This window comes from Streptomyces sp. NPDC096048, from assembly GCF_044763415.1.
Lineage (GTDB): Bacteria > Actinomycetota > Actinomycetes > Streptomycetales > Streptomycetaceae > Streptomyces.
In genome coordinates, this window is the sequence record NZ_JBIWGG010000011.1 from 312,525 (window position 1) to 327,710 (window position 15,186).

Here is a 15,186-nt window from a genome sequence, read left to right on the forward strand (position 1 = left end):
CCTGGCCCCGGGCGCCGATGTCCGGGTCCGGCCCGCCGGTCAGTCGGCGGCGCTCGCAGGCTCGGGGACCTGTGCCGCCCCCGTGGACCCGCGGTCGTTCTCCTGGCTCCCCGCGCCGGCGTCGTCGCCGTCTCCGCCGGGATGCCCCGTCGCCTCCCTGAGTTCCGCGATCGCGGCCTCGAAGTCGTCGAGCGAGTCGAACGCCCGATAGACGGAGGCGAATCGCAGATAGGCGACGAGGTCGAGTTCCTGCAGCGGGCCGAGTATGGCCAGCCCCACGTCGTGGGTGGTCAGCTCGGCGCTTCCGGTGGCCCGCACCGCCTCCTCGACCCGCTGGCCGAGCTGCGCGAGCGCGTCCTCGGTGACGGGCCGGCCCTGACAGGCCTTGCGCACACCGTTGATGATCTTCGTGCGGCTGAACGGTTCGGTGACCCCGGACCGCTTCACCACCATGAGCGAGCACGTCTCCACGGTCGTGAAACGACGGGAGCAGTCAGGGCACTGGCGGCGCCTGCGGATCGACGTGCCGTCGTCGGTCGTACGACTGTCGACGACTCGGCTGTCGGGGTGCCTGCAGAAGGGGCAGTGCATGAACTCCGAACCCTCCTCACAGCAGACTCAATAGCCTCGAAAGGCCCTTCAGGCCCCTCGAAGCAGCCCCCAGCATAGGCGATCGCGGCGGGCCCGAAGACCCGGGGGACCACAACTTGTGGGCTGCTGATGCAATCCAACCACTAGATGTGGGGCTTGGCTCATACATACACGCCCTGCACGCGTGTCGCTCCGGTACGTACAGGTCCCATACGGCCAGAGCGGCGCGGCGGACGCGCGCACGCACGGCCGTATCGCCCGGGCGCATGCGGAGATACCGTGGGCGCCGCGAGGAGGGGGCGTGGGACTACCGCAGAGATGAGGGGACCCGCACCGTCGAACGGGATGCCGGATGGCAGACTGGAGCGACGTCCCCGAGGTTTGTCACCACGGCGGTGAAGAGTACAGCAATGGACCCTTTTGTCCGCCAGTCACCGCGAGAGCCATACACCCAGAAACGCGTTCCGGGCGAGCGATTCGCGATTTTTCACTCGAACGTGTGTTTGGCGCAACCTTTCGAAAGCTACTACCGTTGTGCAGCAGGGAGACCATCGAGAGGGGCCGACGTGACCACCACCGCCGACAGTGCCACCATCACTGCCCAGGAGCGCCCCCAGGGCCGACCTGAGCCGGTGCACGCCATGAGCGACGCCACGAATCCCGAGGGGCACAAGCGCTCCCTGCCAGGCCGACCTCCTGGCATCCGGGCCGACAGCTCGGGACTCACCGACCGCCAACGCCGGGTGATCGAGGTCATCCGCGACTCCGTGCAACGACGCGGCTACCCGCCGTCGATGCGGGAGATCGGCCAGGCCGTCGGCCTCTCCAGCACCTCCTCCGTCGCGCACCAGCTGATGGCGCTGGAGCGCAAGGGCTTCCTGCGCCGCGACCCGCACCGCCCGCGCGCCTACGAGGTGCGCGGCTCCGACCAGGCCGCCTCTGTGCAGCCCACGGACACCGCGGGCAAGCCGGCCGCGTCGTACGTCCCGCTCGTCGGCCGCATCGCCGCCGGTGGCCCGATCCTCGCCGAGGAGTCCGTCGAGGACGTCTTCCCCCTGCCCCGGCAGCTGGTCGGTGACGGCGAGCTGTTCGTCCTGAAGGTCGTCGGCGACTCGATGATCGAGGCCGCCATCTGCGACGGCGACTGGGTCACGGTCCGCCGCCAGCCCGTCGCCGAGAACGGCGACATCGTGGCCGCGATGCTCGAGGGCGAGGCCACCGTCAAGCGCTTCAAGCGCGAGGACGGCCACGTCTGGCTCCTCCCGCACAACTCGGCGTACGAGCCGATCCCCGGTGACGACGCGACCATCCTCGGCAAGGTGGTGGCCGTACTGCGCCGCGTCTGAGCGCCACGGCGGGCGGGTACGCCGCGACAGCGACCCGCCGACTCGACCGGGCCCCGGAACCTCTGCGCCGGTTCCGGGGCCCCGCGCTGTGCGGGGCCGGGTGCCCGGAGTCGGTATCCGGCGTTGCACCCAGCCCGGCGCCCGGCGTGAAGCCCCTGCCCGGGTCACCGGGAGCCCTTGCCCAGGGTCAGTCGCCTTCCGTCTCCTCCGTCTGCCGCGCCTTCGCGTCGATCGCGGCCAGCGACTTGCGGACCTGATTGCGGTCGGTGGTGAACCAGAAGTCGGGCAGTGACGCCTTCAGATAGCTCCCGTACCGGGCCGTCGCCAGTCGCTGGTCCAGTACGGCGACCACGCCGCGGTCGCCCGACGCCCGTACGAGGCGGCCCGCGCCCTGGGCCATCAACAGCGCGGCGTGCGTGGCGGCGACCGCCATGAAGCCGTTGCCGCCGGCCTCCTCCACCGCCTTCTGGCGGGCGCTCATCAGAGGGTCGTCCGGGCGCGGGAACGGAATCTTGTCCATGACGACCAGCTGGCAGCTCGGTCCGGGGACGTCGACGCCCTGCCAGAGCGACAACGTGCCGAAGAGGCAGGTCTTCGGGTCGGCGGCGAAGTTCTTGATCAGCTCGCCGAGCGTCTCCTCGCCCTGGAGCAGGATCGGGTACTCCGGGATACGGGAGCGCAGTTCCTCGGCGGCCAGCTGGGCAGCCCTCATCGAGGAGAACAGCCCCAGCGTCCGGCCCCCGGCCGCCTGGATCAGTTCCGTGAGCTCGTCGAGCATGTCGCCGCGGTCGCCGTCCCGCGCGGGGCGCGCCAGGTGCTTGGCGACGTACAGGATGCCCTGCTTGCGGTAGTCGAACGGCGAGCCCACGTCGACGCCCTTCCACTGGGGCACGTCGTCGCCCTCGGTGCCCTCGGGGGCGAGGCCCAGGGAGGCCCCGACGCCGTTGAAGTCGCCGCCCAGCTTGAGGGTCGCCGAGGTCAGGATGACCGAGCGGTCGGTGAAGAGCTTCTCCCGCAGCAGTCCGGAGACGGACATGGGAGCGACCCGCACGGATGCCCCGCTGTGCCGATATGCGGCTCCGCCGCGGGGCTCGTGCCGCTCGTACCAGACGACGTCCCACTCGGAGCCGTTCGTGATCCGCTCCGCCACGTCGTGCACGGACTCCACGGAGGCCAGCGCCTGCTTGCGGACGGCGTCCTCGTCCTGCACCGACTTGTCGCGGGTCGCGCCGATCGCGGAGATGACCGTACGGCAGGCGTCGCGCAGTGCCATGAGCGCGTAGCCGAGGTCCTCCGGGACCTCCTCCAGACGCCCCGGCAGCGCCAGCTCCATCAGCCGCTCGAAGCCCTCGGCCGCGGTCTGGAGCTGGTCGGCGGCCTTCTCGTTCACGAGCTTCGCGGCCCGCCGCACCGCCCGGTTGACCTGGCCGGGGGTGAGTTCGCCGGTGGCGACGCCGGTGACCCGGGAGACCAGTTCGTGCGCCTCGTCGACGATCAGCACCTCGTGCTGGGGCAGGACCGGAGCGCCCTCGATGGCGTCGATGGCGAGCAGGGCGTGATTGGTGACGACCACATCGGAGAGCTTGGCGCGCTCCCGGGCCATCTCCGCGAAGCATTCGGCTCCGTACGCGCACTTCGAGGCGCCCAGGCACTCCCGGGACGACACCGACACCTGCGACCACGCCCGGTCGGACACACCGGGCGTGAGGTCGTCACGGTCGCCGGTCTCGGTCCCGTCCGCCCAGTCGCGCATCCGCAGCAGGTCCTGGCCCAGCTTGCTGGTGGGAGCGGCGGCCTCGAACTGGTCGAAGAGGCCCTCCTCCTCGTCCTGCGGCACTCCCTCGTGGAGCCGGTGCAGGCACAGGTAGTTCGACCTGCCCTTGAGCATCGCGAACTCCGGACGCCGACGCAGCTGCGGATGGAGCGCGTCGACCGTCCGCGGCAGGTCACGCTCCACCAGCTGGCGCTGCAGGGCCAGGGTGGCGGTCGCCACGACGACCCGCTCCCCGTGCGCCAGAGCGGGCACCAGATAGCCCAGCGACTTGCCGGTGCCGGTGCCGGCCTGGACCAGCAGATGGGAGCCGCCGTCGATGGCTTCCTCGACGGCTTCGGCCATGGCCACCTGGCCGGGGCGCTCCGTGCCGCCGACGGCGGTGACGGCGGCGTGCAGGAGTTCGGGGAGTGAGGGCTTCGTCATAGCGCGACCACCCTACGGCCCGGCACTGACAAACGGACGGGCGAGGCGGCAGCGAGGGCCGGCAGGGGCGGGACGGATTGCAGGGAGGGCGGGGGCGGGACGCTTTGCGGGGAGGACGGGGGCAAGGGCGGGCTCCTGGGCGGGCGGGGCGCCGGACGGCGAGTGGAGGCGGCGCTGATCAGGACGTCGGGACTGGGCCGCATGTCGCTACGGCAGCGCGCGGTGTCCGGTCCCGGATCATGAGAGCGGCTCGCTTGGCGGGCAGGTCGACCTCGGCGGCGAACCGGAACCCGGCGCCGAGGAACGCGGCGACGGAGGCCGTGTTGCGGACGTCGGGTTCGGCGAGCACCCGCGTGCAGGCGGGCCGCCTCGCGAGGGCGAGGTCGGTGACGGTCCTGATCAGAGTGGTCCCGATGCCCTGCCCGCGGTCGGTGCCATCGCCGATCAGGAGGTGGAGTCCGGTGTCGTGCGGCCGGACGGGACAGTACCGGGCCAGCGGGTCGAGGTCGGCCCGGTAGATCTCCCAGTAGCTCATCGGCAGCCCGTCCAGCATGCCGACGCATGGGACGCTGCGCCCGTCACCGGCGAGCTGCGCCCGTACGTGCTCCTCGGTCACGCTCTGCGGCCCGGCCAGTTCCCAGAACGCGGCGACGGCGGGGTCGTTCATCCAGCGGGTGATGACCGGGACGTCCCGGTCGGCACGGACGGGCGCCAGGTGGAACACGCCCGCGGGAGTGACGACCGGACCCCAGTCGGCGACACGGTCGAGCAGGTCGTCGCCGGCCCGCGTCGTCTCCGTCCCGGCTGGGTCGTCCCCCGGCTCTCCCTTCCCGAAGAGGGCGACGAACTCCTCGGGGAGGTGCAGGTCCAGGGTGTCGTCGGCGCTCGCATCGGTGGAAGCCACGGTGTCGCTCTTTCGGGAGGCGGAAGGGGAATCGGGGAAGCGGCTCGGGGGCCGGTGAAGGGTCCAGCGGAGTGTGCTCAGGCGCGCAGCGGGTTGGTGATGGTGACGTAGGCGGACTGGGTGTCCACCGGGCCGACGAGTTCGTCCAGGCCGCGCAGCCGGGTCAGCAGATTGGCCTTGCAGCGCAGTACGGGCGAGTCGAGGAGCTGCGCGGGCAGCGGGCTGCGCAGCGGGGCGGAGCCCGACGCGAGATCGCCCAGGAAACGGCGGAAGGCCGCGAGGAGCAGCCGCTCGTCGGCGAGGTGCTGGGAACCGAAGGCGCCGATGAGGCCGAAGACGTTGTTGATGGCGAGGTAGTACGCGAAGCGCTCGTCGGTGACCTCGTCGGGGACGAACGTGTCACTGTGCTCGCCGATGCCGGGCAGCCGGGCGTCGAGTTCCGTGCGCCGGGACTCGCGGAAGTAGTAGCCCTGGTTGTCACGGTAGCGGCCGCCGGCGGGCCAGCCGTCGGTGTCCAGCAGGAGGAGCGTGTTCTGCTGATGCGCCTCCAGAGCGATCCCGGCGTGCGCGTCCAGCCACAGGACGGGGCGTACGACGTGATGGAGGTAGCGCAGGAACCACTCGGCGGCGACGGCTTGGCGGAGGCGGCCGGTCCGCCCGGCGAGTCGGGTGACGACCTCGGCCAGCCGGGAGCGCGGGACCCGGGCGGCGGCCCGGCCGGAGCCGTCCGCCTGCCCGTACGGCCGGGGCGCGACGAGACCCGCGACGCAGGAGACGTCGTCCGTGGGCCGGAAGGGATTGTGCCGGATGACGACGTCGAGCCCTCGCAGCGGCGCTCCGTCCGGTCCGTCGACGGCGAGCCAGGCCGGGTCCCGAACGATGTCGAAGTCGGGGTGGACGGCCTGCCACTGACGGGCCACTCCGGTGCGCAGCAGGCGGTGGACCTCGACTCCGCGGTGGAGTTCCTTGCGGAGGTTCTCCCGGCGGGAGTTGGTGATGTGCAGGGCCAGCGAGAGCTTGAGCATGGCGGGGGCGCCGGTGCGGTAAACGGTTCGCAGGGAGGAGGTGGCATGCCAGGGGGCGCCCTGCGCGCCGAGATCCCTGAGCAGTCCCGCGTCCAGCAGGGCCGCGGTCTCCGGTCGGTGCCGTACCGCGCGGTACTGCCAGGGATGCAGGGGCAGGAGCGCGTAGCCGTCCGGCGGGGCCTGTCCGTCCCCTGCGAGGCGTGCGGTGAGCCGGGGCGCGGTGACCGGGCGGCCTCCCTCGGTCCAGGCCGAGTCGGTGGCGAGGGCGGAGGGGGCGACGGCCATCCAGTGCAGGGGGAAGGAGCCGCGCGTTTCGGGTGAGTACCGCTGCGCCTCCGCCTCCGTGAACCCTTCTCGGCTCTTGGGTGTGGGGTGCAGTGGGTGCCCGAGGAGCAGCGCCTGCTCGGCGGCGAGGAAGAGGTCGGGGCCGCCGCCTGGGCCCCCGGAGCCGCCGGGGCCGCCGGCGGAGCGGTCCTCCCGGCGGTCACGGAGGAAGACGGCGGTACGGCGGACGGAGTCGGCGACACGCGCCACGAGGTCGGTCCCTTCGGGGCCCGGGTCGCCGGCCGTCTCCCGTACGAACAGCGCGGCGACCGTGACGGCGTCGGCAGGTGGCGCCGAGGCGGGGGCGTCGGCCAGGCGCGGGAGGCCGAATCGGTGCCGTCCCGTAGGCGACCAGTAATGGACGGGAACGGCCAGGGCAGTGCCGCTGGCCGGGAGCGGCACATGGAGGACACCGCTGCCGGGGGCGGTCGCGTCCGTCTCGCGCGCCCAGCAGCGCAGCAGGTTCTCCACGGTCGCCGCCTGGGCCCCGGTGTACGGGTCGGGGTGGTCATGGGCGTCGGCGGTGAGCGGGGGCGCGGTCGCGGGGAGGGTGGCGAGGGCCGTTACGGGCATGGGGTCGGCGGCGACGACCGGATCGGGCCCCGAACTGGTCGCGGCGGCCGGAACCGAGCCCGGAAGGGCGGCAGCGGCCGGAGCCGAGCCCGGAAGGGCAGCGCGGACCGGAACCGAGCCCGGAAGGGCGGCGGCAGCCGACGGCGGCGCCGGGACGGCAGAGGTGGCCGACGCCGATCCGGTGATCGCGGCGGTTGTCGGTCGGGGTGTGGGGGTGGTGTGCAAGGCGAGTCCCTCGTGACGTGCTCTGGCCTGGGCGGCGGATCTCAGCGCGCGGCGCGCGCCCCGGGCGGTGGGGCATGGTCGCCATGGCTTCGGTCCACCGCCGCCACCGCGTCGGCGAGGCGGTCCAGGACCGCCGACGTCTGCTCCTCGGTGACGATCAGCGGCGGCAGTAGTCGTACGACGTTTCCGGACGGGCCCGCGAGGTCCACGATCAGCCCGCGGCGCAGACACTCCCGCCGGACGGCGGCGGCGACTTCGGCGGCGGCGCCCGGCGCGAGGCCTGGGGCCGCGCCGTTGGTCTCGATCTCACGCGCACCGTCGGGTGCGACCAGTTCGACCCCGAGCATCAGGCCCCGCCCCCGCACGTCACCGACGCACCGGAACTCCTCGGCCAGGCCGCTCAGTCGGGTCAGCATCCGGCTCCCCAGTACGGCCGCGTGCTCGGCGAGGCGGTGCTCGCGTACGTGGGCGAGGGTCGCCGCGCCCGCGGCCAGGGCGAGTTGGTTGCCGCGGAAGGTGCCGGCACCGGGCTCCCCGGTGTGCAGGTCGTCGCGGTGCACCACCGCGGCCAGCGGCAGGCTGCCGCCGATCGCCTTGGACAGGACCAGCACGTCGGGCATGGCCCCGCTGTGTTCGACCGCCCAGAAGGCCCCGGTCCGCCCCACGCCCGTCTCGGTCTCGTCGGCGATCAGCAGAACGGAGCGCTCCGCCGTGATCCGACGCATGCGCCGCATCCAGGCGTCCGGCGCCGGAAGCACCCCGCCTTCGCTGTGGACCGGTTCAAGGATCATCCCGGCGGGCGGCCGCTCCCCCGAGCGGCGGTCGTCGAGGACGGACTCGGCCCAGTGGGCGGCGAGTTCGGCCCCGTGCTCTCCCCCGACGCCGAACGGACAGTGCAGGTCCTGCGGGTAGGGCAGGGGAGCGCGGTGGGTGTCGCAGGCGTCACCGGTGTCGGCGAACGCCTCAGCGGCCGCCTGGTGGTGGGTTCCGGTGAAGGCGATCACCCGATTCCGCCCGGTGGCGGCGCGGACGACCCCGACGGCGGTGGCGACCGGTTCCGTACCGGACGGTCCGCAGAACCGCACGCGCGCGTGGTCGGCGAGTCCGGGCGGCAGGGTGTGCAGCAACTCGGTGACGAAAGCGTCCTCGACGGGGGTGGTGAGGTCCATGACCTGCAAAGGAGCCCCGGAGTCGAGGACCTTGCGGATCGCCTCCAGCACGACCGGGTGGTTGTGTCCCAGGGCCAGTGTCCCCGCGCCCGAGACGCAGTCCAGGTAGCGGCGGCCGTCGGCGCCCTCGATGGTGAGCCCCCGGGCCCGGACCGGTACGACGGGAAGGGCGCGTGCGTAGGTGCGTGCCGCGGACTCACGCGCCGGCTGGCGCTTCGGGGCGCTCTCCCGCGAGGTAAGCCCCCGCGCGGGCACCGCACCCGCAGTGCCCTTCCCCGCGGTCGGCCCGGCGTCCCTGCCCTCGGGCGCAAACCCCCTGCACGCGGATTCCGCCACGGCTTCCCGACCTCCCGCTGTCCAGCCGCGACCCGACGTGTCGGGGCGCCCTCGGCACGGGGGGCCGCACTCGGACAGCGGGCCCCCACCGCTACCAACAGCAGGCCGTTCGCCGGGTTACGGGTTACCCGAGAATCCTCGCCGGGGCGGAGCAGCGGCCACGCCGGGCCCGCCTCGCCCGGCTCTCGCCGCCCCGCTCGTCAAGGAGGTCCCCGTACTCCCGCGCGGCCGGGCCGACCTCCACCTCCGCCCGCCGCCCGGCGAGTTGGGCAGGCATCTGGCCCGACGCACACCCACACGGACGCTTGCCTGGTCAGACGGCTTGTATCCGAACCGTTGCCGTTCCGTCGGAACTCCCCCACAGCGAACGAATAGTGTGTGGTGCCGTTCCAGGGCAGTTCACCATAGGGGGAATCACCAGCATGCGATCCATACGGCCGTCGTTCACCACGCGCGGGCACAGGCGCGGGCGGCGCGGAAAGTCCCCCGTGCCGGTCGCCGTGGCACTCGTCTCGGCGCTCGCGCTCACCGCCACCGCCTGCGAGTCCGGCGACCCCGAGGCGGGCGGCGACGCCTCGGCCTCGGCGTCCACCGCGGACGGCGGCAACGGCGAGATCCGGATCCCGGACCACATCAAGGACAAGCTCAAGGAACACGGGATCGACGTCGACGAGTGGAAGAACGGCGCCTGGAAGAACTGGAGCAAGGACGACTGGCTGCGCGAGGCGCAGGACTACGTCAACCCGATCATCGAGGACCTGTGGGACCCGGACCGCATGCGGGACGCCCAGGAGCCGGACCAGGAGGTCGACGACAGCGACCTCTCCGGTGACCAGGGCGTGACCGACCCGGAGCCGCAGCCGGTGCAGGCACGGACGGTGCCGCCCAAGTACCACGACAGCGCCGCCACCGCGGGCAAGCTGCTCTTCGACTCCCCCAAGGGCTCGATGGTCTGCTCGGCAACGGTCGTGGAGGACCCGGCCAACCCGGGCAAGTCCAACCTGGTCTGGACGGCCGGCCACTGCGTGCACGCGGGCAAGGAGGGCGGCTGGTACCGCAACATCGCGTTCGTGCCCTCGTACAACGACGCCGGCAAGCCGACCGAGGAACTGCAGAGCGCCACGAAGGAGGAGGTCGCTCCCTACGGCGTCTGGTGGGGCGACTGGGCGCAGACCTCGGACCAGTGGATCGAGCAGGGCGGCGCGACGGGCGGTGACGGCGCCTCGCACGACTACGCCGTCATCCATGTGACGCCGGAGAAGGGCAGCGACGGCAAGTCCCTGGAGGAGACGGTCGGCGACGCGCTTCCGGTGGACTTCGACGCGCCCGCGGTGCCGAAGGTGAAGAGCCTCAAGGCGATCGGCTACCCGGCCGCGGCGCCGTACGACGGCCAGAAGCTGTACCAGTGCGACGACAAGCCCGGTCGGCTGTCGATCGCCGCTTCCGACCCGACGATGTACCGCATCGGCTGCACCATGACCGGCGGTTCGTCCGGCGGCGGCTGGGTCTCGGCCGGTTCCGACGGCAAGCCGGCGCTGGTGTCCAACACCTCGATCGGCCCGGTGACGGCGGGCTGGCTGGCCGGTCCGCGGCTGGGCGAGGAGGCCAAGGGTGTGTTCGACGAGGTGAGCGGAAAGTTCGCCGGCCAGTGACCCGGCGCTGAGGCACAGCGCGTCGACTCGGAGGACGGTGGGGTGCGTCGGGCGCACCCGGCACCCCACCGCGCCTTCGGTGACATTCGTACGTTCGGCATTCGCACGTTCACCTTCGTACGTTTCACCCGTATGTTCCGCCTTCGTACGTTCCGCATCCGTGCGCTCTGCTCCGTGCGCTCTGCATTCGTACGTTCCGCATCCATGCGTTCCGCATTCATACGTTTCAACGGGGGTCCCACCATGCGTTCCGCACCAGCGCCCGCCGCTCCACGGCACCGGCGGCGCACCGCGCTCGCCGCCACCGGTCTCGTCGCCGCCCTGGCGCTCACCGCGACCGCCTGTGGCGGTTCGGAGCAGGACGAGGCCGACGCCAAGCCCAGCGGCGGCACCTCGCAGGCCGCCGACACCGGCGGCGACGGCAAGGTCGAGGTCCCGGCCGGCCTCGCGGACCGGCTCAAGAAGCACGGCATCGACGTCGACCAGTGGAAGGACGGCGGCTGGAAGAACTGGGACAAGGACAAGTGGCTCACTGAGGCCAAGGACTTCGTCAACCCGGTGATCGAGGGCCTGTGGAAGCCGGACCGGATGCGGTCCGCGACGGAGGCCGACAAGACCGTCACGACCAAGGACACCGCCGCCGACCAGGGCGCCACCGACCCGGAGCCGGCGCCCGTCGAGGCCGTGGCCGAGAAAACGCCCTACCACGACAACGCGGCCCCGGTCGGCAAGGTCTTCTTCGACTCCCCCGAGGGTTCGATGGTCTGCTCCGGCACCGTCGTCAAGGACGCGAACAACCCGGGCAAGTCCAACCTGGTGTGGACGGCGGGCCACTGCGTGCACGCCGGTGGCAGCGGCGGCTGGTACCGCAACATCGCCTTCGTGCCCTCCTACAACGACCTCGGCAAGTCCGAGACGGAACTGGCGGGCGCGGCGACCACCGAGATGGCCCCGTACGGCACCTGGTGGGCCGACTGGGCCTCGACCTCCAACCAGTGGATCCAGGGCGGTGCGGAGGACGGCGGCGACGGCGCCGCGTACGACTACTCCGTGCTGCACGTGAAGCCGGAGCAGGGCAGCAAGTCGCTGGAGGAGACGGTCGGCGCCGCGCTGGAGGTGGACTTCTCCGCCCCCTCCGCGACGGAGGTCGCCAGCATGGGCGCCTGGGGCTACCCGGCCGCCGCGCCGTACAACGGCCTGAAGATGTTCAGGTGCGTCGACCGGCCCGGCCGGCTGTCGCTGAGCCCGTCGCTGCCGACGATGTACCGCATCGGCTGCACCATGACCGGCGGTTCGTCGGGCGGCGGCTGGTTCCGGGTGGTGGACGGCGAGACCAAGCTGGTCTCGAACACCTCGATCGGCCCGCTGGAGAACACCTGGCTGGCGGGTCCGCAGCTGGGCCCGGAGGCCGAGGCGATGTACCAGAACATGAGCAAGACGTACGGCGGTCGGTGACCCGCACGTACACGTGCTGAGGGCCCGCCCCCTGGCCGGCAGGGGGCGGGCCCTCGTCGTCGCTGTGCGACCGAGCCTAGGCGAGCGGCGCCGGAACGAACGGCGTGAGCTCCGCCGCCAGTTCCTCGTGCACCCGCACCTTGAGCAGGGTTCCCTCCGGGGTGTGCTCCTCGGAGATCACCTCGCCCTCGTCATGAGCGCGGGCGACCAGCTTGCCGCGGGTGTACGGCACGAGCGCCTCGATCTCGACCGACGGGCGCGGCAGCTCGTTGTCGATCAGCGCGAGCAGCTCGTCGATGTTCCGGCCGGTGCGCGCCGAGACCGCGATGGACCGCTTCTCGACCCGCAGCAGCCGCTGGAGCACCAGCGGGTCGGCCATGTCGGCCTTGTTGATCACGACGATCTCGGGCACGCCGGTGGCGCCGACGTCCCTGATCACCTCGCGCACGGCGGCCAGCTGCTCCTCCGGGGCCGGGTGCGAACCGTCCACCACGTGCAGGATCAGGTCGGAGTCGCCGACCTCCTCCATCGTGGAGCGGAACGCCTCGACCAGGTGGTGCGGCAGGTGCCGGACGAAGCCGACGGTGTCCGCCAGGGTGTACAGCCGTCCGCTCGGCGTCTCCGCGCGGCGCACGGTCGGGTCCAGGGTGGCGAACAGCGCGTTCTCCACCAGCACGCCCGCGCCCGTGAGGCGGTTGAGCAGCGAGGACTTGCCGGCGTTGGTGTAGCCCGCGATGGCGACGGACGGCACCTTGTGGCGCTTGCGCTCCTGGCGCTTGATCTCGCGGCCGGTCTTCATCTCCGCGATCTCCCGGCGCATCTTCGCCATCTTCTCGCGGATCCGGCGCCGGTCCGTCTCGATCTTGGTCTCACCGGGGCCACGGGTGGCGAGGCCGCCGCCCTTGCCGCCGCCCATCTGCCGGGACAGCGACTGACCCCAGCCGCGCAGCCGCGGCAGCATGTACTGCATCTGTGCGAGCGCGACCTGCGCCTTGCCCTCTCGGGACTTGGCGTGCTGGGCGAAGATGTCCAGGATCAGGGCCGTACGGTCGATGACCTTGACCTTGACGACGTCCTCGAGGTGGATCAGCTGTCCCGGGCTGAGCTCACCGTCGCAGATGACGGTGTCCGCGCCCGTGTCGTGGACGACGTCCCGCAGTTCCTCGGCCTTGCCGGAGCCGATGTAGGTGGCCGCGTCGGGCTTGTCGCGGCGCTGGACGACGCCGTCGAGCACGAGCGCGCCGGCGGTCTCCGCGAGGGCGGCCAGCTCGGCGAGGGAGTTCTCCGCGTCCTGCACGGTGCCCGAGGTCCACACGCCGACGAGGACGACCCGCTCCAGACGGAGCTGGCGGTACTCGACCTCGGTGACGTCCTCGAGTTCGGTGGACAGGCCCACCACCCGGCGCAGCGCCGCGCGGTCGGAGCGGTCGAACTGCTCGCCGTCCCACTTGGGGTCGATGTCGTGGCTCCAGGCGACGTCCTCTTCCATCAGGGCATCGGCCCGGAGGCCCTCGGGATAGGTCTGCTCGAGACGCTCGGTGTCCTGGGAGGGGGAAGAAGAGGAGGTCATTGGATCCTTACGCAGCTGGGAAACGATTCGCGCGGCATGAGTACCGCGACACTCAGCACAACGCACGAGCCGCCGGGGAGATTCCCGCGGCCCCTGCCGTGCCGTCCCGAAGATGGTCGCACGGCACGGGCCGTCTCGTCACCGGCTTATTCCCCGTGCGTCTTCCCCGTGGCAGCCGCCGGCGCCCGGTCGGTCGCCGTCGGCTTCCAGTCCGGGTGGCCGGGCATGGGCGGGGTCTTCTCGCCGTACAGCCAGGCCTGGAAGAAGTCGCCCAGGTCGCGGCCGGAGATCTCGGAGGCGAGCCGGACGAAGTCGGCGGTCGACGCCGTGCCGTCCCGGTGACGGGTGACCCAGGCCCGTTCGACGCGCTCGAAGGCCGGGCGGCCGATCTCCTGACGCAGGGCGTAGAGCACCAGGGCGGCACCGTCGTACACGTTGGAGCGGAAGATGCCCGTCTTGCTGCCGTTCTTCGGCGGCTTCGGCGCGGCCGGCGGTCCGCCCGCCGTGCGCCAGCGGTCGGAGGCGCCGTAGGCGGCCTTCATGCGCGCCGCCATGGGCTTGTCCGCGGTCTCCTCCGCGTACAGCGCCTCGTACCAGGTGGCGTGTCCCTCGTTGAGCCACAGGTCGGACCAGGTGCCCGGGCTGACACTGTTGCCGAACCACTGGTGGGCCAGCTCGTGCACCATGATCGACTCGACGTACCAGGCGGGGTAGGCGGGCTCGGTGAACAGCTCCCGCTCGAAGAGGGAGAGCGTCTGGGTCTCGAGTTCGAATCCGGTGGTGGCGTCGGCCATGAGCAGGCCGTACGTCTCGAAGGGGTAGCGCCCGACCTTGTCCTCCATCCAGGCGATCTGGTCGGGGGTCTTCTTCAGCCACGGTTCGAGCGCCGCGCGGTGCTTCGTCGGCACGACGTCCCGGACGGGCAGTCCGTGCGGGCCGGTGCGGTGCAGCACCGTGGAGCGGCCGATCGACACCTGGGCCAGCTCGGTGGCCATGGGGTGCTCGGTGCGGTACGTCCAGGTGGTCGCTCCGCCGGTCGGGTCCACGCCGGTCGGCAGGCCGTTGGCCACGGCCGTGAGCCCGTCGGGGGCGGTGACGCGGAAGGTGAAACGCGCCTTGTCGGAGGGGTGGTCGTTGCAGGGGAACACCAGGTGCGCGACGTCGGCCTGGTTGGCCATGGCGAGGCCGTCGGCGGTGCGCACCCAGCCGCCCTGGCGGTCCTCGGGGTACACGGGGTCGCTGCTGTGCCGCACGGTGATCCGCGTCCACTCGCCCTCGTCGAGCGCGTCCTCGGGCGTGACGACGAGGTCCTCGCCGGCCGTGGCGAAACCGGCGGGCTCGCCGTCGACCTCGACGGAGTCGACCTTGCCGTGGGCGAAGTCGAGGTTGACCCGCTCCAGGTCGGCCGTCGTCCGGGCGTCGATGATGGTGACGGCCTTCAGCGGTTCGCTGTTGCTGCCGGAGTACGTGAAGGACAGGTCGTAGGCCGCCACGTCGTAGCCGGGGTTGCCCAGGTGCGGGAAGAGGCGGTCGCCGACGCCCAGGGGGGCCGGCGGGGCGCTCGCGGCGACCAGGCAGACGGAGACGGCCGAGGCGAGCAGCGCCGCGGCCCTGAGCCGGCGGCGGGACCACGCGCGGGGCCGCGGAGTCGGGGGGTGAGGGGTGTGCAGCATCCCCCACGGCTATCAGCGCGTACGTGCGCTGCGGCGACGGCGCGCGCCCGGAACACCCGAACGGGTACGTCCCGGCGGCCGACGCCCCGCACGGGTATGACCCGCCCGGACGCGATCCACCCGGACGCGACCCTGCCGGGTACCCC

Annotated in this window: 10 protein-coding genes; 3 read left to right on the plus strand and 7 right to left on the minus strand. The window is 72.1% G+C overall.

Going from position 1 to position 15,186, the window contains the following annotated elements; all coding sequences use genetic code 11:
• Nucleotides 1–39: 39 nt before the first annotated feature.
• Nucleotides 40–591 (minus strand): transcriptional regulator NrdR, encoded by a 552-nt coding sequence (gene nrdR, locus ACIQ6R_RS29690; protein ID WP_404181496.1) that lies wholly within the window; start codon nucleotides 589–591, stop codon nucleotides 40–42.
• 566 nt (nucleotides 592–1,157) lie between these two features.
• Between nrdR and lexA the strand changes: the two genes are divergently transcribed.
• Nucleotides 1,158–1,937 carry a transcriptional repressor LexA gene (gene lexA / locus ACIQ6R_RS29695; RefSeq protein ID WP_404181494.1) on the plus strand — a complete coding sequence of 260 codons (780 nt, stop codon included), beginning with the start codon at nucleotides 1,158–1,160 and terminating at the stop codon, nucleotides 1,935–1,937.
• Nucleotides 1,938–2,124: 187 nt separating this feature from the next.
• Here the strand turns inward: lexA and ACIQ6R_RS29700 are convergent, their stop codons facing one another.
• The 4 genes from ACIQ6R_RS29700 to ACIQ6R_RS29715 form a co-directional block, all read right to left on the minus strand.
• Nucleotides 2,125–4,134 (minus strand): ATP-dependent DNA helicase, encoded by a 2,010-nt coding sequence (locus tag ACIQ6R_RS29700; protein WP_404181491.1) that lies wholly within the window; start codon nucleotides 4,132–4,134, stop codon nucleotides 2,125–2,127.
• Between the two features lie 178 nt (nucleotides 4,135–4,312).
• A complete protein-coding gene (locus tag ACIQ6R_RS29705) occupies nucleotides 4,313–5,038 on the minus strand; it encodes a GNAT family N-acetyltransferase (protein ID WP_404224649.1) in 726 nt (241 codons plus the stop codon).
• A 77-nt stretch (nucleotides 5,039–5,115) separates the two neighbouring features.
• Nucleotides 5,116–6,960 (minus strand): IucA/IucC family protein, encoded by a 1,845-nt coding sequence (locus ACIQ6R_RS29710; RefSeq protein ID WP_404224651.1) that lies wholly within the window; start codon nucleotides 6,958–6,960, stop codon nucleotides 5,116–5,118.
• Nucleotides 6,961–7,226: 266 nt separating this feature from the next.
• A complete protein-coding gene (locus tag ACIQ6R_RS29715; protein WP_404224653.1) occupies nucleotides 7,227–8,609 on the minus strand; it encodes an aminotransferase class III-fold pyridoxal phosphate-dependent enzyme in 1,383 nt (460 codons plus the stop codon).
• A gap of 503 nt (nucleotides 8,610–9,112) precedes the next feature.
• Here ACIQ6R_RS29715 and ACIQ6R_RS29720 point away from each other — a divergent pair.
• The gene (locus ACIQ6R_RS29720) at nucleotides 9,113–10,342 is read left to right on the plus strand and encodes a trypsin-like serine peptidase (protein ID WP_404224655.1); all 1,230 of its coding nucleotides are present in this window, start codon (nucleotides 9,113–9,115) and stop codon (nucleotides 10,340–10,342) included.
• A 243-nt stretch (nucleotides 10,343–10,585) separates the two neighbouring features.
• Nucleotides 10,586–11,797, plus strand: a complete 1,212-nt coding sequence (locus ACIQ6R_RS29725) for a trypsin-like serine peptidase (protein WP_404224657.1) — start codon at nucleotides 10,586–10,588, stop codon at nucleotides 11,795–11,797.
• 76 nt (nucleotides 11,798–11,873) lie between these two features.
• Here ACIQ6R_RS29725 and hflX read toward each other — a convergent pair whose 3' ends face one another.
• Together hflX and ACIQ6R_RS29735 are read right to left on the minus strand one after the other, a co-directional pair.
• Nucleotides 11,874–13,367 carry a GTPase HflX gene (hflX, locus tag ACIQ6R_RS29730; RefSeq protein WP_404181470.1) on the minus strand — a complete coding sequence of 498 codons (1,494 nt, stop codon included), beginning with the start codon at nucleotides 13,365–13,367 and terminating at the stop codon, nucleotides 11,874–11,876.
• 146 nt (nucleotides 13,368–13,513) lie between these two features.
• On the minus strand, nucleotides 13,514–15,040 hold the full coding sequence (locus ACIQ6R_RS29735; protein ID WP_404224658.1) for a M1 family metallopeptidase: 1,527 nt from the start codon (nucleotides 15,038–15,040) through the stop codon (nucleotides 13,514–13,516).
• Nucleotides 15,041–15,186: the final 146 nt, after the last annotated feature.

Bases quoted from the DNA above. Each gene is read 5' to 3' on its own strand.
- ACIQ6R_RS29720 (WP_404224655.1), top strand. From the start codon at position 9,113: ATGCGATCCATACGGCCGTCGTTCACCACGCGCGGGCACAGGCGCGGG.
- hflX (WP_404181470.1), bottom strand. From the start codon at position 13,367: ATGACCTCCTCTTCTTCCCCCTCCCAGGACACCGAGCGTCTCGAGCAG.
- ACIQ6R_RS29735 (WP_404224658.1), bottom strand. From the start codon at position 15,040: ATGCTGCACACCCCTCACCCCCCGACTCCGCGGCCCCGCGCGTGGTCC.
- nrdR (WP_404181496.1), bottom strand. From the start codon at position 591: ATGCACTGCCCCTTCTGCAGGCACCCCGACAGCCGAGTCGTCGACAGT.
- ACIQ6R_RS29710 (WP_404224651.1), bottom strand. From the start codon at position 6,960: ATGCCCGTAACGGCCCTCGCCACCCTCCCCGCGACCGCGCCCCCGCTC.
- ACIQ6R_RS29725 (WP_404224657.1), top strand. From the start codon at position 10,586: ATGCGTTCCGCACCAGCGCCCGCCGCTCCACGGCACCGGCGGCGCACC.
- ACIQ6R_RS29700 (WP_404181491.1), bottom strand. From the start codon at position 4,134: ATGACGAAGCCCTCACTCCCCGAACTCCTGCACGCCGCCGTCACCGCC.